Annotated in this window: 20 protein-coding genes and 1 riboswitch; of the genes, 13 read left to right on the top strand and 7 right to left on the bottom strand. The window is 44.1% G+C overall.

Annotation, left to right across the window (positions count from 1 at the left end; translation table 11 throughout):
* Nucleotides 1-46: 46 nt before the first annotated feature.
* Nucleotides 47-568, bottom strand: a complete 522-nt coding sequence (ruvC, locus tag MED222_RS14385; RefSeq protein WP_009846369.1) for a crossover junction endodeoxyribonuclease RuvC — start codon at nucleotides 566-568, stop codon at nucleotides 47-49.
* Nucleotides 569-737: 169 nt separating this feature from the next.
* On the bottom strand, nucleotides 738-2,516 hold the full coding sequence (gene aspS / locus MED222_RS14390; protein WP_009846368.1) for an aspartate--tRNA ligase: 1,779 nt from the start codon (nucleotides 2,514-2,516) through the stop codon (nucleotides 738-740).
* 580 nt (nucleotides 2,517-3,096) lie between these two features.
* Here aspS and MED222_RS14395 point away from each other — a divergent pair.
* From MED222_RS14395 to MED222_RS14425, 7 genes are all read left to right on the top strand, one after another.
* Nucleotides 3,097-4,002: a DUF72 domain-containing protein gene (locus tag MED222_RS14395; protein ID WP_009846367.1), complete on the top strand. Its 906-nt coding sequence runs from the start codon at nucleotides 3,097-3,099 to the stop codon at nucleotides 4,000-4,002.
* Between the two features lie 139 nt (nucleotides 4,003-4,141).
* Complete coding sequence (cmoA, locus tag MED222_RS14400) at nucleotides 4,142-4,870, top strand: carboxy-S-adenosyl-L-methionine synthase CmoA (RefSeq protein ID WP_009846366.1); 729 nt, start codon at nucleotides 4,142-4,144, stop codon at nucleotides 4,868-4,870.
* A 182-nt stretch (nucleotides 4,871-5,052) separates the two neighbouring features.
* Nucleotides 5,053-6,024, top strand: a complete 972-nt coding sequence (gene cmoB, locus MED222_RS14405) for a tRNA 5-methoxyuridine(34)/uridine 5-oxyacetic acid(34) synthase CmoB (protein WP_009846365.1) — start codon at nucleotides 5,053-5,055, stop codon at nucleotides 6,022-6,024.
* 265 nt (nucleotides 6,025-6,289) lie between these two features.
* On the top strand, nucleotides 6,290-7,030 hold the full coding sequence (locus tag MED222_RS14410) for an ATP-dependent zinc protease family protein (protein WP_009846364.1): 741 nt from the start codon (nucleotides 6,290-6,292) through the stop codon (nucleotides 7,028-7,030).
* A 17-nt stretch (nucleotides 7,031-7,047) separates the two neighbouring features.
* A complete protein-coding gene (locus MED222_RS14415) occupies nucleotides 7,048-8,553 on the top strand; it encodes an inactive transglutaminase family protein (protein WP_009846363.1) in 1,506 nt (501 codons plus the stop codon).
* A gap of 3 nt (nucleotides 8,554-8,556) precedes the next feature.
* Nucleotides 8,557-9,516, top strand: a complete 960-nt coding sequence (locus MED222_RS14420; RefSeq protein ID WP_009846362.1) for an alpha-L-glutamate ligase-like protein — start codon at nucleotides 8,557-8,559, stop codon at nucleotides 9,514-9,516.
* A 364-nt stretch (nucleotides 9,517-9,880) separates the two neighbouring features.
* Nucleotides 9,881-11,773, top strand: a complete 1,893-nt coding sequence (locus MED222_RS14425; RefSeq protein WP_009846361.1) for a methyl-accepting chemotaxis protein — start codon at nucleotides 9,881-9,883, stop codon at nucleotides 11,771-11,773.
* A 313-nt stretch (nucleotides 11,774-12,086) separates the two neighbouring features.
* Here the strand turns inward: MED222_RS14425 and mukB are convergent, their stop codons facing one another.
* The 4 genes from mukB to cmoM form a co-directional block, all read right to left on the bottom strand.
* Nucleotides 12,087-16,541, bottom strand: coding sequence for a chromosome partition protein MukB (gene mukB, locus MED222_RS14430; RefSeq protein ID WP_009846360.1), 4,455 nt, complete (start codon nucleotides 16,539-16,541; stop codon nucleotides 12,087-12,089).
* A complete protein-coding gene (mukE, locus tag MED222_RS14435; RefSeq protein WP_032555182.1) occupies nucleotides 16,538-17,344 on the bottom strand; it encodes a chromosome partition protein MukE in 807 nt (268 codons plus the stop codon). The genes mukB and mukE overlap by 4 nt, the downstream gene beginning before the upstream one ends.
* Nucleotides 17,325-18,662, bottom strand: coding sequence for a chromosome partition protein MukF (gene mukF / locus MED222_RS14440; protein ID WP_009846358.1), 1,338 nt, complete (start codon nucleotides 18,660-18,662; stop codon nucleotides 17,325-17,327). The genes mukE and mukF overlap by 20 nt, the downstream gene beginning before the upstream one ends.
* Nucleotides 18,663-18,786: 124 nt before the next feature.
* Nucleotides 18,787-19,572, bottom strand: a complete 786-nt coding sequence (cmoM, locus tag MED222_RS14445; protein WP_009846357.1) for a tRNA uridine 5-oxyacetic acid(34) methyltransferase CmoM — start codon at nucleotides 19,570-19,572, stop codon at nucleotides 18,787-18,789.
* Between the two features lie 115 nt (nucleotides 19,573-19,687).
* Between cmoM and elyC the strand changes: the two genes are divergently transcribed.
* Entirely contained in the window at nucleotides 19,688-20,494 is an 807-nt protein-coding gene (gene elyC / locus MED222_RS14450; RefSeq protein WP_009846356.1) for an envelope biogenesis factor ElyC, read from the top strand.
* A gap of 89 nt (nucleotides 20,495-20,583) precedes the next feature.
* Here elyC and torR read toward each other — a convergent pair whose 3' ends face one another.
* Nucleotides 20,584-21,297 carry a two-component system response regulator TorR gene (torR, locus tag MED222_RS14455; RefSeq protein ID WP_009846355.1) on the bottom strand — a complete coding sequence of 238 codons (714 nt, stop codon included), beginning with the start codon at nucleotides 21,295-21,297 and terminating at the stop codon, nucleotides 20,584-20,586.
* A gap of 287 nt (nucleotides 21,298-21,584) precedes the next feature.
* On the opposite strand from torR, the gene torD reads away from it, so the two are divergent.
* The 5 genes from torD (at nucleotide 21,585) to MED222_RS14480 (ending at nucleotide 25,771) form a co-directional block, all read left to right on the top strand.
* Nucleotides 21,585-22,232, top strand: coding sequence for a molecular chaperone TorD (gene torD / locus MED222_RS14460; RefSeq protein ID WP_009846354.1), 648 nt, complete (start codon nucleotides 21,585-21,587; stop codon nucleotides 22,230-22,232).
* 318 nt (nucleotides 22,233-22,550) lie between these two features.
* A complete protein-coding gene (gene purR / locus MED222_RS14465) occupies nucleotides 22,551-23,555 on the top strand; it encodes an HTH-type transcriptional repressor PurR (protein ID WP_009846353.1) in 1,005 nt (334 codons plus the stop codon).
* Nucleotides 23,556-23,725: 170 nt separating this feature from the next.
* Nucleotides 23,726-23,811: riboswitch (cyclic di-GMP riboswitch) on the top strand.
* Between the two features lie 127 nt (nucleotides 23,812-23,938).
* Nucleotides 23,939-24,529, top strand: a complete 591-nt coding sequence (locus MED222_RS14470) for a TfoX/Sxy family DNA transformation protein (RefSeq protein ID WP_009846352.1) — start codon at nucleotides 23,939-23,941, stop codon at nucleotides 24,527-24,529.
* A 153-nt stretch (nucleotides 24,530-24,682) separates the two neighbouring features.
* Entirely contained in the window at nucleotides 24,683-25,363 is a 681-nt protein-coding gene (locus MED222_RS14475; RefSeq protein ID WP_009846351.1) for a TVP38/TMEM64 family protein, read from the top strand.
* 90 nt (nucleotides 25,364-25,453) lie between these two features.
* Nucleotides 25,454-25,771 (top strand): putative signal transducing protein, encoded by a 318-nt coding sequence (locus MED222_RS14480; RefSeq protein ID WP_009846350.1) that lies wholly within the window; start codon nucleotides 25,454-25,456, stop codon nucleotides 25,769-25,771.
* Nucleotides 25,772-25,899 lie beyond the last annotated feature (128 nt).

The following is a 25,899-nucleotide window of genomic DNA, read 5'->3' as shown; positions in this document are numbered from 1 at the left end:
GGCGTAAAGCTCATCGAAAGAAAACTTCTAGAAAGCGATAGGGGGATTAACGGTAGCGTCCTTTTCTCGCTCCCGTTGCTTTACCTGCCAGTGCAACCAAGGTTTTATTGGTGTTAGCGTGAGTGATCGCTACGCCGAGAGCATCGGCAGCATCAGCCTGTGGTTTGGCAGGTAGCTTGAGCATGCTCATCACCATGTTCTGAACCATCGACTTATCAGCACCACCATTACCTGTCACCGCTTGTTTGATCAAACGAGCCGCATATTCATGAACGGGTAAATCCGCATTCACCGCTGCCACAATCGCACTACCACGAGCTTGTCCAAGCTTAAGTGCAGAATCAGCGTTCTTCGACATGAAAACCTGCTCGATCGCAAACACATCTGGCTGAAACTGAGTGATGATTTCGCTCACGCCAGCGTAAATCTGTTTTAGTCGACCTGGCAGTTCTTTTTCGGAAGTACGAATACAACCACTACCTAAGTAATATAGATGGCGACCATTTTGACGAATCACGCCATAGCCGGTAATGCGAGAGCCAGGGTCAATCCCTAAGATAATAGACATAACTTCAATACTGATTATTTATACATGCTTTTCAGCTTAGTATATCGAACGCAAAAAAAAATGCCCGTCAAATTAACGGGCATTTTCTAATTTACTCACAAATCTTGACTAATTAATTAAGAGCTCTCTATCAACTAGGATCTCTTCATCAACGAGAAAGATAACAGGCTTACGCTTGCTCTTTCTTCTCTGCCAATTTAACAGCGATTGCTAGCTCTTCCAGTGATGCTGGGTTTGCTAGGCTTGGCGCATCTGTTAGTAGACATGCTGCTGCTGTTGTTTTCGGGAATGCGATAACATCACGGATATTCTCTGTACCACAAAGTAGCATTGCTAGACGGTCAAGACCGAATGCTAGACCTGCGTGTGGTGGCGTACCGTACTTAAGTGCTTCAAGTAGGAAGCCGAACTTCTCTTGTTGCTCTTTAGCTTCAATACCTAGGATACCGAATACAGCCGTTTGCATTTCTGCGCTATGAATACGTACCGAACCACCGCCTACTTCGTAGCCGTTGATTACCATGTCGTATGCATCAGAGTTTGCTGCTGCTGGGTTCGCTTTTAGCTCTTCCGCGTTCACACCTAGTGGCGATGTGAATGGGTGGTGCATTGCGTGTAGGTTACCTTCGCCGTCTTCTTCGAACATTGGGAAGTCAACAACCCACAGTGGAGCCCACGCTTTCTTGTCTGTTAGCTCTAAGTCATCACCTAGCTTGATACGAAGTGCGCCCATTGCTTCAGCAACGATGCCCGCTTTGTCTGCGCCAAACAGAATGATATCGCCAGATTCAGCTTGAGTGCGATCTAAAATACCGTTGATTACGTCTTCGCTTAGGAACTTAGCAACTGGAGATTGAATACCTTCCATACCTGCAGCACGGTCGTTAACCTTCATCCAAGCTAGGCCTTTCGCGCCGTAGATGTTTACGTGTTCAGCGTAACCGTCAATTTGCTTACGAGTTAGCTTAGCACCACCTGGAACACGGATAACTGCTACGCGACCTTTTTCGTCGTTAGCTGGGCCAGAGAACACCTTGAATTCAACGTCTTTAACCAAGTCAGCAACGTCAACTAACTCTAGTGGGTTACGTAGATCTGGCTTATCAGAACCGAAACGACGAATCGCTTCAGAGAAAGGCATTACTGGGAATTGACCTAGTTCAACATCTAGAAGCTCTTTCCACATATCGTGAACAAGCTTCTCAGTTACGTTACGTACTTCTTGAGAAGTCATGAAAGATGTTTCGATATCGATTTGAGTAAATTCAGGCTGACGGTCAGCACGTAAATCTTCATCACGGAAACATTTAACGATTTGGTAGTAACGGTCAAAACCAGACATCATCAGCAGTTGCTTGAACAGCTGAGGAGATTGAGGAAGTGCGTAGAAGCTACCTTTGTGAACACGGCTTGGTACTAGGTAGTCACGAGCGCCTTCAGGTGTCGCTTTCGTTAGTACTGGCGTTTCGATGTCTAGGAATAGGTTCTCGTCTAGGAAACGACGAACGAAGCTAGAAGCACGCGCACGAAGCTTGATACGGTCGCTCATTTCTGGACGACGAAGATCGATGTAACGGTACTTAAGACGCTGCTCTTCAGAGTTCGTTTGGTTGAAGTCTAGTGGAAGCGCTTCTGAACGGTTGATGATCTCAAGGCCAGTTGCGTAAAGCTCAACTTCACCCGTCGCCATATCTTTATTTACTTGGCTGTCAGGACGAACACGTACTTCACCAGTAAATTTGATACAGAATTCATTACGCAGTTGGTTAGCGATCGGAAAGATATCTTTCATATCTGGATCGACAACAACCTGAACGACGCCTTCACGATCTCGCATATCGATAAAGATAAGACCGCCTAAATCACGGCGACGGTTTACCCAGCCGCACAATTCTACAGTTTGTCCCGCCAGGGACTTGTTCAGGTTACCACAGTAATGGGTACGCATAATGAATTTCCCAATCTCTTAATAATTTACTAATTTCCAAGCTGTAGGTGTCAAAATAGCCCTACAGAGCAAAGGATCATTTATACGCGGAAACTCGCTTAAAATCGACCTTCCACATTCGAATTTATTGTGTTTTATCTGGCTTTGCTGCTTTTTAGCCCATCAAGTGCGCAAAGATTCATCAAAACCGAAAAAATTGCGATAATTATATCTCGAAAGTACCTTAATCAGCAAAACTCTCGTAAAGTAGATTTTAGGGCGCGTTGACCTTTCGTGGTTAAATTTTGTTCGAGATAAAAGCGTTTTAATCGCGGCGAGGGGGAAGTAGCCTAGTCATTCTAAGCAAATCTCCCTCAACAAAGAGTAAAACGCTTTTAGCCGAACCCTTCGGGCAGCGTTTGCTGGTCATTTCTACTATGTTATCGGCTTCTCATGTAGGCTAGCTACATATCAAAGCCTCTGCCTTGTATAAATACCCAGCAACTCGCTGCAAAAACCAGCTCGAAAGATCAACACACCCTAATTTCAACCCAAAAACTTTTTGTAATGACTGATGGCGTGATAAATAACGGTGTAATAGATGGATGCTCGTGTAATAACAACAGAAACTTTACCTCTAAGACTTGGGTTAACAATGTGGTCTCATTCCGAGTGGCAAAGTCAGTTCTATGGTAAAGGAACAAAACCCGCTGAGCGCTTAGAAAAATACACCCAAGTTTTTCATACCGTTGAAGGCAACACGACTTTCTATGCGACACCCAGTGTCTCAACGGTCAATAACTGGAAAGCCGCGAGTCACGATGATTTCAAGTTTACTTTTAAGCTGCCTAAGTTCATCACCCACCAGCAGCACTTAAAACATTGCCAAGCCGAACTCAAAGAATTTCTGCTCACCATGTCGCCCCTACATAGGCGCATTGGTCAGTGGACGATTCAATTGCCCCATAGCTTCGAACCCAGCATGCTTCCTGCCCTGCAAAAATTTTGTACCTTGTTTCCAAAAGACATGCAGCTCGGCGTTGAAGTTCGTCACCTTGGTTTCTTTGATAAAGGCGATGCCGAAAAACGTTTCAATCATTGGTTAATAGAAGAAGGGTTCAATCGCATCATTATGGATAGCCGTCCTGTTTTCTCCGCACCACCAACCACAGAAGCGGTGATCGACGCGCATCAAAAGAAACCACGTGTTCCGGTTCATGCCATTGCGACGGCAAACAATCCGATGGTTCGCTTTATTGGTCATCCAGATCAGGAACCCAATCTGGCTTTCTTTAAACCTTGGTTCGCGAAATTACCGACTTGGTTAAACGAAGGAAAACAACCTTATTTAATGATCCACACCCCAGACAATAATCACGCCCCTGAGTTGGCGATTGCTATCTATAAGCAATTACAGACGCAAGTTGCTGAACACACAAAGATAACCTTGCCTAATTTGGCGGAGTTTCCTGCTCAAAAAGGCGACCATCAAATCTCGATGTTTTGATAGTAAACAACTACTAACAAGCGTTCACTTTCATCAATCTCAGTTTTCGTGACACAAGCCATTTTTTTACGTAAAATACGTCCCCTTTTATTTGGTATGAATTTTGTGCCAATTACGCTGACTGTCGAGAGAAAATGCCATGAGCAACACAGACAATATCTTTTCCGCTCCTATTGATAAAATTGGAGACTTCACCTTTGATGCAAGGGTTGCTGAAGTATTTCCGGATATGATTCAACGCTCGGTGCCTGGTTATAGCAATATCATCTCTGCAATCGGCATGCTGGCTGAACGCTTTGTAAAGCCACATTCAAATATTTACGATCTTGGCTGCTCGCTTGGTGCTGCGACACTTTCTATGCGTCGTCACATTCAGCAAGAAGGCTGCACGATTTTCGCTATCGATAATTCAGAAGCCATGGTTGAACGCTGTAAGCTGCATGTAAACGCCTACCGCAGTGACACACCGGTAGAAGTGATTGAAGCCGACATCCGTGAAGTGGAAATCAAAGACGCCTCTGTTGTGGTGCTTAACTTTACACTGCAATTTCTGTCTCCTGACGACCGATACGCTCTGCTTGAAAAAATTCATGCAGGCTTACGCCCGGGCGGAATCTTAATCCTTTCTGAAAAGTACGTATTCGAAGACGAAAGTTCAAATGAACTGCTTATCGACCTGCACCATGACTTCAAGCGTGCAAACGGATACAGCGAGCTTGAAGTCAGCCAGAAACGCAGCGCAATTGAAAACGTGATGCGTCCTGACTCGATTACAGTTCACAAGCAACGTTTTGAAAAGATTGGCTTCTCAAGTAGCGAAGTGTGGTTCCAATGCTTCAACTTCGGTTCAATGTTCGCGATTAAATAGCGCACATACCCAGTCAGCTCGTACTAAAATGTCATCCTCAAGAGCGAGGAAGGAGCGTGTTGGGGGTCTCTATCAAGTACGATAAACCGAGACTCCCTATCATGTTCGTCCCTCACTGTAGGGAATGACAAATTTAATTTCTATTTTAGGGTTTATTGACCCTATTAACTCAGTGAAAAACTATGTTTAATTTTGCCAATTTTTATCAACTCATTGCCCAAGACACTCGCCTTCAGCCGTGGCTTAATGTTCTTCCTCAACAGCTGACGGATTGGCAAAATGCAGAACACGGCGACTTCGACCGTTGGTTGCGTGCACTGAATAAAATCCCGCAAGGTGTGCCTGACCAAGTTGATCTGAAAAACTCAGTGACGATTGGCAGCTCTACACCGTTCCACACGGGTGAACTTAAAAAGTTAGAAAGCTTACTGAAGACTTTCCACCCTTGGAGAAAAGGCCCTTACACAGTTCACGACATTCATATCGATACAGAATGGCGCAGTGACTGGAAATGGGATCGTGTGCTTCCACATATCTCTCCATTGAAAAACCGTTCGGTTCTCGATGTAGGTTGTGGCAACGGCTACCACATGTGGCGCATGCTAGGTGAAGGCGCTCGCTTGACGGTGGGTATCGACCCTTCTCACTTATTCTTGGTTCAGTTTGAAGCCATTCGTAAATTGATGGGCGACGACCAACGTGCTCACCTATTACCTCTAGGTATTGAGCAACTGCCAAAACTGGAAGCTTACGACACTGTATTCAGCATGGGCGTGCTTTACCACCGCCGTTCACCACTTGATCATTTGATTCAACTAAAAGACCAATTGGTATCTGGTGGCGAACTGGTACTTGAAACGTTAGTGATTGAAGGTGACGAAAACGCTGTTCTTGTGCCTGTGGATCGCTACGCGCAAATGAGAAACGTTTACTTCTTCCCATCTGCACGCGCACTGAAACGCTGGCTTGAACAGGTAGGCTTTGAAGACGTGCGTATCGTTGATGAAAATGTCACAACGATTGGCGAACAACGCACAACAGAGTGGATGACACACAACTCTCTACCGGATTACTTAGATCCTAATGATCCAAGTAAAACCGTAGAAGGTCACCCTGCACCAAGGCGTGCGATTCTAGTAGCGACAAAACCTTAAGCTCTGTTACACAAAACCATAAGCTCTGTCGTCATACAGCCATCGTTATTTATATGTGGGAATTTTGATAAAAAAGAGAACTAATTGTACAAAAGTTGCGCTCATGTTTAATAAGTGAGCGCCCTTAAGTGACAATAATTTTCGTAGCGCTCACATTGCGATTCAATATGACCAGACTCTTACAATAGGATGCTTCACGCATCCTTTTTTGTGGGATAAACTTCTAAATAGTCTGAACTATTCTCTAATTTCCAAAGGTTTTTATATGTTTAAGCGATTATCGCCTATCGTGGCGGTTGGTTTGCTCTCTGGTTGCACCCTCACGAGCGGCGCTACCTACCATCAAGAAACTCTCGACGCTATTTCCCGCTCAGAGACAAACATCGCAAACAAGGTTCAAAATCTTGAACTGCAGCTAAGTAATCAAAGTGATTATATTGAAAGCTTGGAAGACGAAATTACCACTCTTTCTAGTCAATTAGATGTTCACCTGACCAGTATGGAACACAGGGTCATTGAAGAGCTAAAAGAAGCCGAGCCTGTTGCCGTTGCAGCTGCACCTACCGCTCCTACATCACAGCCGACTATTCTAGGCGGTATTGAAAAAGTATCGATCGACTCTATCAAACAAAGCTTCGATGCTCGTGTTGATACTGGCGCAACCACCTCTTCTTTAAATGCTGTCGATATCAAAGAATTCGAACGCAACGGTAAAGATTGGGTTAAGTTCCATTTGGCAGATAAAGCACAAGCAAAAGAAGACCAAAAATGGATCGAAGCGCCCGTTGTACGTTATGTGAAAATCCGTCAGTCAACCAATGATCAGACAGAACGTCGAGCTGTGATCGAATTATGGGTAAAAGTCGGAAAAATCCATGAAAAAGCGCAATTTACATTGGCGGATCGCTCTCAAATGAGTCACCCTGTATTACTAGGGCGCGAATTTATCAAAGACATAGCGCTAGTAGATGTAAGTAAAAAGTACGTACAAACGGAAGTTAAATAACAATAGTAGGGTAAGCTATGACGTCAAGAATTCCATTTTATATTTCTATATTCCTGCTCATCGTGGCAGGTATAACTCTGAGTATGTTCAGACATACAACCTACGGTGTACCCTGGACTCCAGGCGAGACTAATCAGGTTTGGGACATTGAAGCTCGTATCGAATTCAATGCAGTGGGCAAAGAAGCAAAAGTTTCACTAGCCGCACCTCACACACAGTCTAACTTTACACTTATCGGCGAGTCAGCTTCATCACCAGGCTATGGCATTTCGTACTTGAATACAGATTCAGGTCGCCGTGCTGAGTGGTCAATTCGTCACGCAGATGGTCCGCAGACTATCTACTACAAGACACAGTTCTTAGTCGATAGCCAAGCGAACGTTACCTCAACACCTCCAGAAGGTGATGTGGCTCAACCAAGCTTTGATGGTCCTGAAGAAGCCGCGGCCCTTGCTTTGATTGACAGAGCAACCAAGCGCTCAGCAGACAACATCACCTTTACTCGTGAGTTAATCAAAACGCTTAACGATCCAGACAGCCAAAACTCAGCGCTGATTCTGAATAACATGACCAAAGTGGAAGCGACACACAAGCTACTTTCTGCCGCTAAAATCCACAACAAAGTCGTCGGTGTTATTGAACTGGAAGACGGACGTCGTCGCCAATCAATCCAACACATGAACCAAATTTGGGATAATAACCAGTGGGTTCTATTCTCTCCTGAATCGAGCGAGCAGCAAGTTCAACCAAACCTGTTAATTTGGGATGAATCAAATGTATCTCTATTAGACGTGGTTGGCGGTCAGAACAGTAAAGTTCACTTCTCTATGATTGCTCAGGAAGTTACTCCAACTGAAGCAACCAACAGTAAAGTATCAGCGGATCAACTGTTAAACCTTTCCATTCATAGTCTACCGCTAGAAGAGCAAGCGATGTTTAAAACCATCATGCTGATTCCTATCGGTGCTCTGATTGTTGTGTTCCTACGTGTCATCATAGGTCTTAAGACTTCTGGTACGTTCATGCCCGTTCTGATTGCCGTGGCATTCGTTCAAACACAGTTGGTTACCGGTATTGTTGGCTTCCTACTGATTGTCGGTACCGGTCTTGTAATACGAAGTTACTTATCCAAACTCAACCTATTGCTCGTGGCCAGGATATCCGCTGTAATTATTACAGTAATTATGATTATTTCGATATTTACTGTAGTCGCGTTTAAAATCGGACTTACAGAAGGCCTATCAATTACGTTCTTCCCAATGATTATCTTGTCTTGGACTATCGAACGTATGTCTATCCTTTGGGAAGAAGAAGGCGCGAAAGAAGTTGTACTTCAAGGTGGCGGCTCTCTATTTACCGCGGTGCTTGTTTACTTAGGTATGACTAACCCGTTCATTCAGCACTTAACGTTTAACTTTATTGGTTTACAGCTTGTTATTCTAGCGACCATCTTGTTACTAGGTAACTACACAGGCTACCGTCTAACCGAGCTTCGTCGCTTTAAACCGCTAGCGGAGGACTAAGTTATGTTTGATCAATTTACTTCACCGTTTAAGTTGAAAGACAAAGGCATAATGGGAATGAACAAGCGTAACCATAGTTATATTGGCCGCTACAATGATCGTTCCAAGTACCCACTCGTTGATGACAAGCTTAAGACTAAAATCATTGCTGAACAGGCTGGCGCCACCGTGCCAAAGCTTATTGGCGTTATTAGTCACCAAGCTGAAGTAAAAACAATCCACAAGATGGTTAGAGAGTGGCCGGGTTTTGTAATCAAGCCCGCTCAAGGCAGTGGTGGTAAAGGCATCCTTGTTGTGATCTCTCATAAAGATGGCGTTTACACCAAACCATCGGGTTCTACTATCAATGAAGAAGATGTAGAGCGCCATATCAGTAACGCGCTCGCAGGCCTTTTCTCACTGGGTGGCAAGAACGATGTGGCCGTAGTTGAAAACCTCATCAAGTTTGATGAGTGTTTTGAAGGCTTCAGCTACGAAGGTGTGCCAGACGTACGAATCATCGTATTCAAAGGCTACCCTGTGATGGCGATGATGCGTCTGTCCACTTCAGATTCAGATGGTAAAGCTAACTTGCACCAAGGTGCTGTTGGTGTGGGTATAGACATTGCGACAGGTAAAGCGGTTCGAGCGGTTCAGTTCGACCAGCCTGTTACACACCATCCAGATACGGGTAAAGAACTCGCGTTATTACAAGTTCCTCACTGGGAAAAGCTGTTAACTCTAGCATCAAGTGCTTGGGAAATGACGGGCTTAGGCTATATGGGTACTGACATGGTATTAGACCAAGAAGAAGGCCCTATGGTACTAGAACTTAATGCTCGACCAGGTTTAGCTATCCAAATCGCGAACGGCGCGGGGCTACTTCCTAGACTGCATCATATTGAAAACCTTGGCACGCCTGCTGAATATCCAAAACCTGCGGAGCGTGTTGCTTACGCTGCAAAACAGTTCGGTCACAACTAGTCAAAATTTTGTCACTTAAATTTTAGGCCAAAATTTGGGGTGTTTGGGGTTATCTCCCCTTGCATCCCAATCCTTTCTATACGCTTACTTCAGCAACACATTCACACCAAAAATAGATTAAAAGGTACTTATTTGTGCTAATTCCGCCTAGGAAGTAGAAAAATACGCACCATCAAAATCAATTAAAACCCATCAAATTTGTGTAGATACCCTATTCACTGTAAATCCCACGCATAAGTATTCACACTGCTTGTTTGTAACGACGTTCCCTTACAAAACGACCAACAAATAAATTGTAACCCTATGTTAGCATACGGATAATTTAGTCAATAAAATAAGCAACAACTGTTAAGGAAATGCTCTGATGACCGTCAAAAATAAGATTATGCTAACAATTAGCGGCCTAATCTGTTTAACGATTTTAGTTATATCTACGATAGGATATTTCGAATTTAAGTCTGCCACCACGGATGACTACCGTCATAACTTGTCTACGAAATCGTTTCTTGTAGCCAAAGCTGTCGAAGGGAAAATGGAAGCGTATTTCGGCGCTTTGGAAAGCATTTCAACCAGTATCCATACTGATAGATCCGGTAACATCATGATCAACCCGATGCTGTTGAAAATGATGACGAACAGTAAAGAATCTCTTGGTGTTCTTAATATTTACATCGGTCTTCCTGATGGCAAAACTTACGACGTTAAAAATCAAGGTATCATTCCCAACTTTAATGCTAAGCAAAAACAACGCGAATGGTTCAACCTTGGGTTTTCAGGTGCAAAACGATCAGTAACTAACCCTTACCTAGCAACAACAGGGCATTTAACCATGTCGGTTGTTATTCCTTTTAAAGCCAGAGGCGAAACGAAAGCAGTGATTGGCCTTAGTCTTAAAATGAGTGATATTACAGACTATATAAACGAGCTATCTGAAGAGCCAAACTTATTTGTCTCTCGCCAAGATGGTTTCCTTGTTGCCGCTAGCTATGAAGATTTTATTGGTAAAAATATCTACGATCTTCGACCATCATACCGTGAACACGGTAGTAAGATGACCAGTGAGCACTCTTACAATGTTCCAGATAAAGGCGATTTTTATGTCGTTTCGTCTCAAATAGAGTCATTAGGTTGGAATATTTGGGCTTGGGCAAGTTGGGACGACATTGAAGCGCCTTCAAATGCGATGGTGAAAATAAATACTGTAGTTGGTCTAATTTTCGCGGTTATGGCAACCGGAATAACATTCTTATTAGTCACCCGATTAATGTATCGTCCTATTGGCGGGGAGCCACAATACATAGAGGCTCTTGTTAGTCGAATCTCGGCAGGAGACCTGACCAACATCCCTAAATTAAATGGCGATGAAACGGGGATCTACCGTTCAACTCTTGAAATGGCAGGTAACCTCCAAGGTATTATTGGCAATATTGAGCAGTCTTCGAACTCTCTCTCATCACAATCTTCATCTCTTGAGACCTCGTCAAATCAGTTAAGTACCTCATCAGAAGAGCAAATGATGCAGCTAGAGCAAGTTGCAACCGCGATGAATCAGATGACCGCGACTGTTGCGGAAGTGGCTCAAAATGCGATGCAGGCATCATCATCATCCAATGAGGCAAGCCTTTCATCTCAGTCAGGTCTTGAGACTGTGGGTGACATGAACCAGCAAATCAGCTTACTTGTAACGAATATTGAGCAGGTTCAAGATTCGATTTTGGGTGTTGAAAAAGAAACTCAAAATGTAGGTAGCATACTTGATGTTATCCGAGGTATTGCTGAGCAAACAAACTTGCTGGCATTAAACGCAGCAATTGAAGCAGCTCGAGCGGGTGAGCAAGGTCGCGGCTTCGCCGTCGTGGCTGACGAGGTGCGTAACCTCGCTAACAAGACACAAGAAAGCACAAACGAAATACAAACCATGATTTCATCACTTCAAACTCAAGCAAAACAATCTGTTGAGCTTATGGTTGAAAATGCGGAAACAGCTAAAGTAACTCGTGAAAAGTCAGATCAAGCGAGTCAAATGCTGAATACTATTCAGCATGAGATTGGGACAATTCAAGACATGAACAACCAGATTGCAGCGGCAGCGGAAGAACAATCGCAAGTAGCCGTTGAAATCAACGAAAATGTAGTGAATGTAAATGATTTGGCGCGAGCGACTGTCGATGACGTCCAGCAAAATGTTCAAACAGCGCAAAATGTTAATAATGTTTCGGACGAACTGCATCAAACGATAAAGATGTTTAAGATCTAATCTTAGATAAGCTAAACGTACCGACAACCTATACGTTAAAGCCTAAGTATCAAAATCTTCGGCTTAAAAAAAGATAACGTAATTAAAACCGCCTTCTCTTCTGAGAAGGCGGTTTTTTTATATGGTAATAAGTTCAGGCTGAGTCATGCCAATCACAGTCAGTCATTATAAATAGCTCAGGAATACCACCCTCACCCTCACCCTCACCCTCACCCTCACCAAAAGAATACGAGACCCGTGAAGCTGCCAAACAAAAAAAGCCCCGAAGTTGTATACTTCGAGGCTATTAATTTACGGTAGATAGATTACGCTTCTAAGGGGTTTCGATAAGCTCTTGAACAGGAGATACCGGTTTGTTTTGAGCAAAACCACGCAGACCAACAACGTGTACGTGTTCGTGGTCTTTGAAGACCTTACGTACCAGTTTGTAGGTTGTACCTTTCTCTGGGCTAATGTTCTCTGGCGCAGCAATCAGAAGTTGCATACCTAAACGGTCACACAGTTCAAACAGCGTAGAGATCGACTTAGAATCCAGACGAGCGGCTTCATCAAGGAACAACAAACGACATGGAACGATGTCTTTACTACGAAGTCGACGTGACTCTTCTTCCCAGCTCTGAATAACCATCAATAGGATTGATTGACCAGTACCGATCGCCTCACCCGTAGACAATGCACCCGATTCCGCTTGTAACCAACCGTCTGAACCACGGTTAACTTCAACACTCAGCTCTAGGTAGTTACGGTAATCCAGTAACTCTTCACCAAGAACTTGTGGAGAACGTTGACCCATATCGATATGCGGATTGACACGTTGGAACAACTTCGCCATTGCTTCTGAGAAGGTAAAGCGCGTTGATTCAAACAAGTCTTTGTGCTGCTCTTGCTGAGTCGCTAGCCCTGATAGCAAAATCTCGTGACTTTCACGGATCTTAACGTTCAGACGTACGCCCTTAACCTGACCGAAGTAGATGTTAGACAAACCTTGGTTCAGCATTCGAATACGGTTCTGCTCGCGCTGAATCGTTTTCTTGATGATGCTTGCTACCGACTCAGAGCTGATCGCCAAGCGGTTTTCACGCTGCGTCAGTTCTTCTGTTAGTCGAGCTAGCTCAACTTCCATCTCTTCGATTGCTTCAACCGGATCATCCGTATGAATGATGTCTTGGCGAATACGCTCACGAAGGTGTTGGTAAACTGCGATGTAGAACAAAACCTTACGCTCTGGATGTGCGTTGTCTTCCGATAGACGCAGCGAGTCACGTAGGTCGTCATTGTCAGCCACAGCCAGACGTAGCGCACCCAGTGATTTATCCGACATAGAGCGAAGCTCGCCCGCCGTTAGGTAAGCCAGTTCACGCTTGTGTAGACGACGTTCAACATCGTTTTCACGAGCTAAGCGAAGTACTGAGCACCAGCCAGCTTTTGCTGCAACAACGAAGGTACGAAGTTCTGTGTACTCTTTCTGAACTTTCTTAAGACGCTTAGCTAAGGCTTTCATCTCAAGCTCTGTTGACGTAATCGTACGCTCGTATTCGCTCTTACGGCTGCGAGATGTGTGCAGACGCTCTTGAAGCTCGTCACGACGACGTACAGCACGCTCTTCAGCGCCTTCGTCAGCGTTTACGCCGAACTCTTGTAGCTCTTGTTTAAACTCTTGAACCGTTTCTTGCTTCGCTTGATGTGAGCTCTTCAGTGCCGCCAATACTTGGTTGTATTGGTTCATCTGTTCGCGAGCTTGCTTCAAGCCATCGCGGCCTTTGGTTCTTGCTTGTTCAGCTTGAACCAACTTCGCTTTTAACTGCTCGCTCAGTTCACTGCTCTTGTTAAGCAAATCAACAGAATCCGCGTAAGCAAAGTAGTGACGACGCTCAATCAGATCAGACAGCGCGAACACTTTGCCTTTTAGCGTTTGTAGCGCGTTGTCTGCTTGACGATATTCAGCTTCCAAAGCTTCGAACTGCTCTGGGTCAGCCTCTAGTGCAGATACGATTTGCTCTAGAGAAGTAAGCGCTTTGCCGTGCGTATTCAAGTAAGACTTAGCTTCACTTAAACGCTCTAGTTGTGCTTCTAATTCTGCTAAGCGCTCAGCCAATGTTTCGTCTTCTAAAATACGAACCATTGGCGCTAATTTATCTAGCGCACCGAGTGCCTGCTTGCTTTGTAGAAGCTGACTACGTTGTTGCTGCTCTTTAGAGTTAAGCTCAGCCAGAGAACGAACAATTTGATTACGCTTATCACGAATCGCAGCAAGTGCTTGTTCTGGATCTGCGTTAAACGCAACGTGCAGATGCTTAGCAACAAAGCTGTTGAATGCTTGGTATAGGCGATTCAGTTTCTGAGAGTCAAACGCAGCTTTGGCGTGGTTTTCTACCACAACGTCACGCTCTTCACGCAATTTCTCTAGGCGTTGCTCACGAGCTGCACGACCAAACAATGGAATCTCAGGGAAGCGCGAGTAACGCATTTGACGATCGTTCAGTTGAACACACACCGCACCTTCAAGCTCATCGGCATTGAATGAGCTGTCATCAAACGCATCTACATCACCTTCTAGGATGTAAAGGTCTTCTGGACAATCATCAAGATCCACCAGCTTCTCTTTAATGCCATCAAGGTCCGAAACCACAATTGCGTGACGAGCCGGGCCGTACATCGCACTGAAGTACGGCGCATCGCCAATCGTGATGTCATCGTAGATCTCAGAAAGCAGCACGCCACCAAGCGTATCCGCTAGACCTTTCAGGCGAGGATCGTTAGAACCACCTGGAGAAGCTAAGCGTTCAATCTCTTGCTCAAGTTCAGCTCGGCGCGTAGCCAACTGATCTTTTGCTACCGCTTGAGATTTCTCGTCTTCAAGCACTTGCTGCATTTGAGTCATTACTGCTTGGCTATCTTCTAGCTCAGCTTCTGTGTGATCTCTTAGGGCTTCAAGTGCATCGTTCGCCGTGATCCACGCTGGAGCAATAGACTCAAGTTTTTGAATCTCTTGGTCTTGGTTTTGTTGCACACGACGTTGCTCACTCTTCGCTTCACGCAGCTCTTCTTGAGCATACTCAAGAGATTCGATCTGGATTGCATGGCGTTCACGTTCTTCATCGAAAACCGTTTCGTCAGTCAGTGAGATGTTGTGTTGCTTTTGGTATTCAGTCGCAAGCTCTTTTGCTTGACGCTGCTGCGCCACATCACGAGCCATGTCGCGGTGCTGAGCACGCCACTGCTGTTCGTTTTCAACAACGTGTTTTGCGTTACGGCCTTTTTCTAACGCTTGCTTAGCACTGGTAGACGCTTCTTTACGCTCAACATCACCAACAATGCTTTTAACAAGAGACAGTGCTTTGTCGAACTGTGCAGACGCAGCAGAGGACATGTCTAGCTTATGTTTAGTCGACAGTAGCGTTTGAGTGCTTGATTCTTCTTGTGCTTTTAGCTCAGAAACCAGAGTTAATGCGCTTTCTGCCGTAATAGACTCATCACCAAGTAGCTGTTTAGTTTTCTCTAATGCTTGAACCGCTTGCTGGTATTGAAGCGCACGAGTCTGCTGAACATCCAACGCTTGTTGGTAGTCAGCAAGCTGAGTTTTCAGGCTATCCACTTCTTCTTCAGTTATGGTTGCCTGTTCTTCAGCAAGAAGTACTCGCTCTTGAGCTTCTTCAACCACCATAATCTGCTCTTCTAGACGCTCATTAAGCTCTTCCAGATCTTCGCTGTAACGAGCGATTTTCTCTTGCTGACGAAGTGCTGTTTGAACCAATTGAAGATGATCCGACGCCGCTTGATAGTCTTGCTCTAGTGCCGATTCTTGATCGACCAACAACTCAAGCTCTTCTTGAACGCGGTTCAACAAGTTGTTTTGATCAAGCAAGGTCTCGCGAGAACCAAACAGTTCACCACGAAACTTCATGGTTTGATCAAGCTTGTTACGACGATCGTTGGCATGGCGCATGTAATCTGCTGCCACGTAGTTCGTAGATTCAGTGATCAAGTGCTTGAACAGGTCACGATCCGACTGAGTCGTTTTGATCGCTTCTAGCGTCATGCGGTTTTCACGCAGTGCTGATTCCATATCTTGGAATGCTTTCTTCACACCGCCATTTTGCGGAAGAAGGTAATCACGCAGAGAACGTGTAATCGCACTTGAGATACCGCCGTAAAGTGATGCTTCAATCAAACGGTAGAACTTAGAACGGTCGCTGCTGTTACGCAGTTTCTTAGGAACAACACCGTACTCAAACATCTGTGAGTGGTAATCAACAATCGAAGAGAAGGCTTTAAAGTGCGCCCCTTCATATTGCGCTACCGCTGCTTTCACGTCGTTCAGTTGACACACACGAGCGTGGCTGTCTGAAACGTTCTGAATCAATACATCCGTTGGCTTCACATGGCTTGGAAGGCCTTGGATTACAAACGGTTTGATGTCGACCTTCTTATCACGACCCGCAACTTGCTGCAGTTTTACTGCAAACAATAGGCGTTGATTACGAGAGTTCACAACATCTAGCGCGGCATAACATGCGCCTGGCTGAAGCTTACCGTAGAGACCTTTATCACGAGATGACTGTGAGCTACCCGCTTCCGTAGTGTTACGGAAATGCAGAAGGCTTTGGTCAGGGATAAGTGCTGTAATGAATGCCGCCATTGTGGTCGACTTACCTGCACCGTTACCGCCAGAAAGCGTTGTAACCAATCCATCAATATCAAAAGTACGCGCGAAGAAGCCGTTCCAGTTGACCATGGTTAATGATTGATATTTACCTCTTTCAATCATGCTTCACCTTCTACCTTTGTTTGTTCGCTGTCGTTTGACTCAAGGTCAAAGTCAGCTTGATCGTTAAAAATGTCTTGTTGACCGTTTTCGTCTACGTCTAAATCTATTTCTGATACGGCTTCTGCTTGTTCTTCATTCAACAAGCTACCTTGGTTAGGCTCTTGAGTATGAACAACAGCTTCACCATCACGAATAAGTCGTAATTGCGCTTCTTTCATATCATCGCCAACACGAACATCCGCACCAAAACGGAACACCGCTTCGCTGATACGGAATTTACCTGTTTCACCAATCACGATCAGCATGCCGATACGACGTAAACGGCGTAAAGAAGTACGTACTTTTTCAAACAGCTTTTCTTTGTCTAAGTCAGAACCAGACGCACGGTTGGTTGCTAGCTTCATGAGTTTTTTCTCATCCGCTAACGACATCAGTTCATCAAACAACTCTTGATTGGTGAAGATGCCTTCATGAGCCAAACGCTCTGGGCTTAGGTATAAGAAACACAATACTTTACCAACTAGCATGTCGAGCTCAGACAACACACTACGCCCAATTAAAGACGTAGAACGCGGACGCAAATAAAAGAAACCTTCAGGCGCTTTTACCAGTTCCGTATTGTAGCGTTGATAAAAATGCTGAAGCTCAACTTCAAAATCAGAAAGCAACGCATGGTTATCGAGGTCTTCTGTTGAAACATGCTTGCCTGAACGCAACATGCTATCTAGCGCAGGAAACAATGGGTTCGCTATCGCTTTTACCAGTTTCTCTGGCATGTAATCATCAGTACTTGTTAATGACATTTGCTTGTACCTTTGCACCGAAATCGTTGATTGCCTGCCAATCTGGCTGAATAGCCTGATAGTCAGACTCTGAGTAACCTAAGCGAACGGCTTGGTCGACAACAATTCTGGCTAAATCAAAATGGTGTGTGCGAGGGTGCGCTGCGAGGTAATCACGCAGCACAAGGCCAAGATCAATTGGCGCGCCTTGCTGTTTGTGAGCTTTCAACATATCTGCGATTCGTTCTGAAAGTAGATCGTTCACTTGCTCAAATTCTTCGTATTCTACGTCGATTGGGGCTTGCCCCATCACTTCGTCATCACGGAGCACAAGTGCTTCATCACGAAGATCCGTGAGTTTTTCTGCGTCTGCGTAGGTCAATAACCAAGGCGCATCAAAGTAGTCAGTGACTGACTGACGCAAACGTTGGCTAAAGGCACGGTTTTTATCCATATCGATCGCGGTACGGATAAATTTATGCACGTGGCGATCGTAGCCGATCCACAAATCAATCGCTTGTTGGCCCCAACTGGTGATTCGGTCTAGCTTCATTTGCAAACCAAATAGGGTTTCACCTACAAACTCGAGCTCATCGTCACCATAAACAATTTCTTGAATATCAAGAATCTGGGTTTGCAGTTCATCGCCCGCCGCTTGCAAGGTGTCTTGCAACTCTTTTAGCGTGGCTGAGGTTTCCGATAGCAAAGACTCACAGTTGTTGATTGCTTCTCGCCAATCTTTATTTAAAAGATCCGCAATTTGCTGTTTGACGGTTTGTTGCTGTTCATCCATAACCCGTTGGTTAAGATCGATCTGATCAAAAATTTCGCCAACAGAATACTTGAGCACGCCGTACACATTCCTTCTCCAATGCCCCGGAGTTCCACCTTTCTGGGCGGCTTCAATGGCTTTTGCCATCTCATCGGCAACCATAGAAAGCTGGATAGACAGTTTTAATTTAGAAAACTGGCGGTGACGTAAGTAATAATCTGAGATACCAATCGCCAATGGCGATAAGCGATAAATGCTTGCACCATCTGTGATTTCGCTGGTAAAGCGGCTGATCAGCTTCTGTTTAACCAACTCATTGATAGCGTTGTTGGCACGAAACGCGGACGCTTCGCCAGTATCTTCAAACAGTCGAGTGACAATAGTGAATGCATCGTGCAGTTCACCCTCGCCCAACTCTTCATCGAACCTTTCATTGCTTAGTACGGCGATAGCAATCAAAAATGCTAAGCGCTCTGGTGGCAAGTTTAATGAAAAATCATGCTGCTTGACCCAGCCCACCAACTCATCAATTGGCTGCTCTTCGGCAGTTTGAGTCATTTCACTCATTGTGGTTCCTGTTACTGTTGTTCGTCATATCGAACGTATTAGATATGACGCCTATTTCTTTATGACGCGGCTTCTTACGATGGCATAGCGCATGTTGTGGCTTCTTTTACCACATTCACCGCTGTTATTGCGCAGGTTTTTGAGCCCAAACGTGAATATAACGGCCTAGCGACAGATATGGCTCTTGGCGACATAGCTGTTTCTCTAGTTCCAACACATCTTCAAATTGGTAATCGCCCATGTACTCCATATTGCCTATGTAGTCACTGAAAGAGCGAATGCCTGATTTACCACAGATATCTAGACCAGCGTCTTCTATCCATTGATAAACCTCTTCAGGCTTCAAGCCTTTTTGTGGTTGCAGCTTAAACCTTTTTCGATGTGGCATCCCATTCAATACATGAGGAATGTTGCCACAAATCACATTTTTCAGGACTAAACCATGGTGGTTGTAAAACATTATCGAGGCAATACCACCGGGTTTTACTTGTTCCAACAATAAATCAAGTGCCTGTTTAGGGTCTGCTAACCATTCCATTACGGCATGAAACATCACAAAATCGACTTTCTCTTCGAGATGCTCTGCCACTTTTTGTACCGGAGAATGAATAAATCGATATTGCTCGAGCAAACCCGCTTCGCTGATACTTTCTTCTGCGAGCTTCAACATTTCAGAAGAAAGGTCGCACAGAGAAACGTTGTGGCCTAGTGTCGCAATTTTTTGTGACATCTGTGCAAGCCCACCACCGGCATCAAGCACATGCAGCGGCGAAGCGGATTGATCAAACTTGCTCAAAGCTTGTTCTAAATCTTCCCATACGATGCACTGACGGATCTCTCCTTTGTCAGAGCCGTAAATGTTTTTTGCAAATTTGTGGGCAATATCGTCGAAATTACGGTCTTCAGTCACGGCTACTTGAGTTATTATGTCCTGTCGTGCCTGCTATTCTGTCACAGGAATTTCAGGAATAAAGAGGCGATGTCTCTTTTTACTACTAAGTGATGTTTTTTCGGACTATTCGGATATGTTTGAGCTGAAAAAAGTAGTGTCTTCGTTACTGATGCCACTGCCAGCAATGTTAATTCTCGCTTTTCTGGGTTTAGCCCTAGTGATGTTTACTGCAAAAAGGAAGACAGGTTGCCTAATTACCCTTTCAGCCCTCTGTGGTATTTTCCTAATCGCTTTCCAGCCTGTTTCTAGTCAACTTTTAATGCCAATGGAAAGGCAACACACCGCTTTTTTACCTATCGATGATACCGTCGATTACATTATGGTTCTTGGAAGTGGTCACGTTGTTGATGACCAAATCCCACCAACATCAGAACTTAGCCGCACCGGTCTGATGCGCTTAAGTGAAGGGATTCGTATCTTACGTCTTTACCCTGGAGCTAAACTCATTTTGTCTGGTTATGGCGCAGGCACTGAGGTGAGCAACGCAAAAATGATGGCTAAAGTAGCGCTAGCACTCGGCGTGGCAAAACCCGATATCATTCTGCTTGAAACTGCGAAAGATACGTGGGAAGAAGCTCGCCAAGCCGCTGCATTTGTTAAGAATAAGAAAATGGTGCTCGTGACATCAGCTAGCCATATGACTCGCGCACTTAATGAATTCAATGCCGCGGGCATGAAACCATTACCAGCTCCAACCAACTACCTTGCACAAGAAGGGATTGTTGAACCATGGAATAAGTATATGCCTAAGGCTATCTATCTCGAGCAGACTGAGCGCTATTGGCATGAGACGATGGGATTAGTTTGGCAAAGCTTGCGAGATTGGCTAGACACAAGTAATGACCCTGTCGAGAGCAGTACTCCGACGGTAAACAATTAAAAAGTTCAGTAAAAAAAACCGAGGCATCATTGATGTCTCGGTTTTTTTACGTTCAAGTATCGTTACTGAAATCAGCTTTCCACAGGAAATTAGTCACCAGCAAACATGTAACCTTCACCGTGAACCGTCACAAAAATTTGTGGATTCTTAGGGTCAAACTCCATTTTTGCACGCATACGACGGATTAACACGTCGATAGTGCGGTCATTCGGCGCGTCTACTCGATGGCTGATCATATTCAAAATACGTTCACGGCTTAATACTTGGTTAGGGTAAGAAGAGAGTGCAACCAATAGTTCATATTCAGCTTTGGTCAATTTCACCGGCTCGCTGTTCTTGCTTAGCGCACGGCGAGGTATATCAAACGTCCATTCACCAAAACGAACCACAGATTCGTCTTCTGTTTGTTCTACCGCAACCGCTGCAGTTTTACGAGCAGCCGAAATACGCCACAAGAGGTTTTTAACTCGAACCAACAACTCGCGAAGTTCGAAGGGTTTAGTAACGTAATCGTCTGCACCCATTTCAAGGCCAACGATCTTGTCAATGCTATCCGTGCGTCCAGTAACTAAAATTATTCCAATGTCTGATTGACTGCGTAATTCGCGAGTTAGCATCAATCCATCTTCGCCTGGCAAGTTGATGTCTAACATAATGAGGTCAACGTTATTTTCTTCTAACATTTTTCTCATTTGAGCCCCGCTTTCAGCTTCGCTCACTGTGTAACCTTCATTCTGGAAATATCCAACCAGTTTACTTCGGGTTACCACATCATCTTCTACGACTAATACGTGATAGCTCATCTACACCACTTTTCTTATTTAATAGTTTCAGTGACCATTCTATTCATAACTCGTAACAATTCTAGTACTACAGAAGATAAAAGCCAGAAACATGATTTTTTTTTGATACAAGACAATCTTAAACCTTGCTATTTGTCGCCCATCGCAATTCAATATAGGCATTACTACTAACGAGTAACTTTGCGTTTCGCAAATAACCTTGTTATTCAGCCTTGGTGTGCCTATACATAAATCACTCGACGATGCTAGGTATACACACACCACAAGACTAAATCAGGATCTAAGAAATGAAAGATACGAAAGCATTCAACGAACAACGATCAGAAATATACTGGTGGCTATCAAGCTTGTTCGCTAAAGAGCTCACTCAAGAAGAACTCGATCACTACCACTCTGTTGAAATTCGTTCTTTCCTAACTGGTTTAGGTGAAAATGAAACACTAAAGCCGGCGATTGATAGCTTAGTGGATGCGCTCAACCGTCTACAAACACGTGAAGATGCTCAATTAGAATTGTCTGCTGACTTCTGTGACTTATTCTTAAAGACTGATAAACATGGCGCACTTCCTTACGCTTCTATGTATATCGGCCAGACTGGCCTATTGAACGACAAGCCAGCAAAAGATATGGAAGAGATCATGGCTAAACACAACTTAGTGGTTAACCAAGACCTAAAAGAGCCAGCTGACCACATTGCTATCGAACTCGATTTCCTAGGTAATCTAATCATTCGTTCGAACGAAACTGAACTTGAAGAAGAACTAGAGAAATCCTTCGCTGTTCAACAACAATTTATCGAACAGCAACTGCTTACTTGGGTACCAAAGTTCAACGCCAAATGTCATGACATTGACACATTCGGTTTCTACGCTTCAATCTCATCCCTGCTATTGGCATTCTGCAAATTGGACACTCAATACCTAGCTGGCGAATAAGCTTTTTTTGACGACTCGATAAATAAATTCAATAGAATTGTGACCATTCACCCGGATTTCTGGGTGAATTTTATTGCGAGTAATTTCTAGTCAGTCTAAAATTGTGACCGCAAACGATAAAATATGAAACATTCACGAAATGCTACACTTATTGAAGTTCAGAGCATTTCGGTGTTAAGACAAGCCGCTCAATAGCGGTTTTTTGTTTTTTAGCACTTTAGTACCCAAAGAGCCCTACAAATTTAAGCTCTTAGTTAGGTAGCTTAACGGCTACTTCATTCCGTACTTTGGGAAAGTAGCTTCTAATAGGATAAAAACATGGCCACTATAAAAGATGTCGCACGCTTAGCCGGCGTATCAACAACAACCGTTTCTCACGTAATCAACAAAACTCGCTTTGTTGCTGAAGCGACTCAAGAAAAAGTAAACAAAGCCGTAGACGAACTGAACTATGCGCCAAGTGCCGTTGCTCGTAGTTTGAAGTGCAATACAACACGCACCATCGGTATGCTAGTGACTCAATCAACTAACCTATTCTTCTCTGAAGTTATCGATGGTGTTGAGAGCTACTGCTACCGTCAAGGTTACACTTTGATCTTGTGCAATACGGGCGGTATCTACGAAAAGCAACGTGACTACATTCGAATGCTTGCAGAGAAACGTGTAGATGGCATCTTAGTTATGTGTTCTGACCTGACTGAAGAACTAAGAGAGATGTTAGACCGTCACGCAGACATCCCTAAAGTTATCATGGACTGGGGCCCTGAAAGCTCTCAGGCTGATAAGATCATCGATAACTCTGAAGAAGGTGGCTACCTAGCAACCAAATACCTCATTGAGCGCGGTCACTCCAAGATTGCATGTTTAAGTGGCCACTTAGACAAAGCAGCGTGTGTTGAACGCATCTCAGGTTACAAGCGCGCACTCAATGAAGCGAAGATTACTGCCGATGAAAATATGATCATCGAAGGCAACTTTGAATGTGACACAGCTGTGATTGCTGCTGACCAAATCATTGAGATGGAAGATCGCCCTACCGCAGTATTCTGTTTTAACGACACCATGGCATTAGGACTGATGAGCCGATTACAAGAAAAAGGCATTCGTATTCCTGAAGATATCTCAGTGATCGGTTACGACAACATAGAATTGGCTGAATACTTCTCTCCACCGTTAACGACGGTTCACCAACCTAAGCGCCGTGTTGGTAAAAATGCATTCGAAATACTACTAGAGCGTATAAAAGACAAAGACCACGAAAAACGCGTCTTCGAAATGCACCCTGAAATTGTTGAGCGAAGTACAGTTAAAACGTTAAATTAATTGATGTAATGAGTTTAGTTTAATCAAGCGCACCTTTAGGTGCGTTTTTTTTCTCAACAAACAAAGTGCACTTGCATGCATATCTCAAAGATCATTAATTGAAGCAATATCACATTTTGAAATAAGAAGTGTGAGCCTAATTCAACAAAAACTTTATTCTAATAACCCAGTCACGCACAGGGCAAACCACTTGAAAAAGTGGGACGCAAAGCTTCCGGCCTAAACCACTCGTTGGTATGGTAGCGGGGTTACCGATGGCAAAATGCAGTAACTGCTAATACTTTAGTAATTTACAGCCTATTGACAATTTAATTGCAACATTTTGCTAATCTCTCGGACCTGCTTATTTGGTGGCGTAGTTCAAATACACCGAGATAAATAACATGGATAAACCGATACTAAAGGACTCAATGAAATTATTTGAGCCCCTAGGAAAAATTAAATCACGCTCAATGTTTGGTGGATTCGGGCTTTTTGCTGATGACACTATGTTTGCCCTGGTTGTGAATGACCAGTTGCATATACGAGCTGACAAATGCACAACACAACAATTCGAACAACAAGGATTTCAACCGTACGTCTACAAAAAACGTGGTTTTCCTGTCGTTACTAAATATTTCGCTTTACCTGAAGGCTTATGGCAAGACCAAGAGAAAATCTTGCAGCTTGCGACTACGTCTCTAGGTTTTGCTAAAGAAGAGAAAGCTGAACAATCTTCTGCTAAACCAACTAGACTCAAAGATCTGCCTAACCTTCGACTCGCTACAGAGCGGATGTTGAAAAAGGCAGGGATCGATTCTGTAGAACGTTTATATGAATCTGGCTCTGTAAACGCATTTAACGCCATCAAAGAATCGCATGCGTCTTCTGTCAGTATTGAACTGTTATGGGCGCTAGAAGGCGCGATCAATGGTACACATTGGTCTGTTATACCGCAGCAACGTCGTGAAGAGCTTATCAATCACGTCAATTAACATTGTCAGTGCAAACTATATAGATAACTAAGCCGCATTTTTGCGGCTTTTTTATATCTGGTGAAAGTTATTCTATGCTTTGCCTGTCTATCTATACTAGTGGTATACATTGAAAAACTAATGGTATGCATTGAAAATTTAGAGGAAGTATCAATGAGTAAAAAAATGATATTGGGTATTGTGTTGGTCATAACCATCGTCTTGTTAGGCGTCAATTTCGGCCAGTACTTAACGCTTGAAAATGCAAAAGCCCAGCAAGCTGTTTTGAATGACTACATCGAGAGCAATTTCATTGCCGCTGCCGCTATCTACTTTGTCGCGTATGTCATGATTACGGCTTTCTCAATTCCTGGCGCTGCCGTTGTTACGCTGTTAGGCGCTGCGCTGTTTGGGTTTTGGAACAGTTTACTGCTGGTGTCTTTCGCGAGCGCTATTGGCGCAACCCTCGCCTTCTTAAGTAGCCGTTACTTGTTGCGTGACTGGATCCAAACCAAGTTTGGCGACAAGTTAGCCACCATCAATAAGGGCGTTGAGAAAGACGGTGCATTTTACTTATTCTCGCTACGTCTAATTCCTGTTTTCCCATTTTTCCTTATCAATCTATTGATGGGTCTAACACCGATGTCGGTGAGTCGTTACTATATTACTAGCCAAATCGGTATGTTGCCGGGTACCGCCGTTTTCTTGAATGCCGGAACTCAACTCGCAGAAATTGATTCACTTTCGGGCATCGTGTCTCCCTCAGTACTGTTGTCATTTGCCTTACTGGGTGTGTTCCCAATTATTGCTAAATGGTTGATGAACAAATTTCGCTCAGCACCTGTCGCTGAGTAACGTATATAGCTAGCTAGATAGCTAAATAGCTAAGTAGCTAAGTAACTAAGTAACTTAATAACGCATGCAGCCAAATAAGGTTCTATTTCAATGAAAATCTTCAGTGCATCGAATCCAACAGAAGCTCATATCATCTGTGGATTGTTAGAAAGTGAGAATATTGCGTGTGAAGTCCGTGGTGAGGGTTTGTTTGGTTTAAAAGGTGAAATCCCATTTACCGAAGATACAGACCCTTACGTATGGTTATATGAGCCAGAACTCGCTAGTAAAGCCCGCACGATCGTCAATGACTACCAAAAACAGCAAGATTCGATCATCTATGAAGAGTGGCGTTGTGGTGAGTGTCATGAAATCAATGAAGCACAATTCGGGTCTTGTTGGCAGTGCGGCGCTGCTTCGCCTGAATAGCAAAGTTTCAGTTATTACAGACACGATTCGGTCAAATACCTCCTCCAAATAAAAACGGGAAGCTAAATTAGCTTCCCGTTTTTATTTTAATTCTATTGGATCATCGAGCCTGATAACCAACCCAGAGA

The sequence above is a fragment of the Vibrio sp. MED222 genome (assembly GCF_000153005.1).
GTDB classification, from domain to species: domain Bacteria; phylum Pseudomonadota; class Gammaproteobacteria; order Enterobacterales; family Vibrionaceae; genus Vibrio; species Vibrio tasmaniensis_A.
This window is presented reverse-complemented; position numbering and strand designations above follow the sequence as displayed.

What these genes read in the sequence shown, in the direction of transcription:
- ruvC (WP_009846369.1), bottom strand. Translation starts at nt 568, where the DNA reads ATGTCTATTATCTTAGGGATTGACCCTGGCTCTCGCATTACCGGCTAT.
- aspS (WP_009846368.1), bottom strand. Translation starts at nt 2,516, where the DNA reads ATGCGTACCCATTACTGTGGTAACCTGAACAAGTCCCTGGCGGGACAA.
- MED222_RS14395 (WP_009846367.1), top strand. Translation starts at nt 3,097, where the DNA reads ATGGATGCTCGTGTAATAACAACAGAAACTTTACCTCTAAGACTTGGG.
- cmoA (WP_009846366.1), top strand. Translation starts at nt 4,142, where the DNA reads ATGAGCAACACAGACAATATCTTTTCCGCTCCTATTGATAAAATTGGA.
- cmoB (WP_009846365.1), top strand. Translation starts at nt 5,053, where the DNA reads ATGTTTAATTTTGCCAATTTTTATCAACTCATTGCCCAAGACACTCGC.
- MED222_RS14410 (WP_009846364.1), top strand. Translation starts at nt 6,290, where the DNA reads ATGTTTAAGCGATTATCGCCTATCGTGGCGGTTGGTTTGCTCTCTGGT.
- MED222_RS14415 (WP_009846363.1), top strand. Translation starts at nt 7,048, where the DNA reads ATGACGTCAAGAATTCCATTTTATATTTCTATATTCCTGCTCATCGTG.
- MED222_RS14420 (WP_009846362.1), top strand. Translation starts at nt 8,557, where the DNA reads ATGTTTGATCAATTTACTTCACCGTTTAAGTTGAAAGACAAAGGCATA.
- MED222_RS14425 (WP_009846361.1), top strand. Translation starts at nt 9,881, where the DNA reads ATGACCGTCAAAAATAAGATTATGCTAACAATTAGCGGCCTAATCTGT.
- mukB (WP_009846360.1), bottom strand. Translation starts at nt 16,541, where the DNA reads ATGATTGAAAGAGGTAAATATCAATCATTAACCATGGTCAACTGGAAC.
- mukE (WP_032555182.1), bottom strand. Translation starts at nt 17,344, where the DNA reads ATGTCATTAACAAGTACTGATGATTACATGCCAGAGAAACTGGTAAAA.
- mukF (WP_009846358.1), bottom strand. Translation starts at nt 18,662, where the DNA reads ATGAGTGAAATGACTCAAACTGCCGAAGAGCAGCCAATTGATGAGTTG.
- elyC (WP_009846356.1), top strand. Translation starts at nt 19,688, where the DNA reads ATGTTTGAGCTGAAAAAAGTAGTGTCTTCGTTACTGATGCCACTGCCA.
- torR (WP_009846355.1), bottom strand. Translation starts at nt 21,297, where the DNA reads ATGAGCTATCACGTATTAGTCGTAGAAGATGATGTGGTAACCCGAAGT.
- torD (WP_009846354.1), top strand. Translation starts at nt 21,585, where the DNA reads ATGAAAGATACGAAAGCATTCAACGAACAACGATCAGAAATATACTGG.
- purR (WP_009846353.1), top strand. Translation starts at nt 22,551, where the DNA reads ATGGCCACTATAAAAGATGTCGCACGCTTAGCCGGCGTATCAACAACA.
- MED222_RS14470 (WP_009846352.1), top strand. Translation starts at nt 23,939, where the DNA reads ATGGATAAACCGATACTAAAGGACTCAATGAAATTATTTGAGCCCCTA.
- MED222_RS14475 (WP_009846351.1), top strand. Translation starts at nt 24,683, where the DNA reads ATGAGTAAAAAAATGATATTGGGTATTGTGTTGGTCATAACCATCGTC.
- MED222_RS14480 (WP_009846350.1), top strand. Translation starts at nt 25,454, where the DNA reads ATGAAAATCTTCAGTGCATCGAATCCAACAGAAGCTCATATCATCTGT.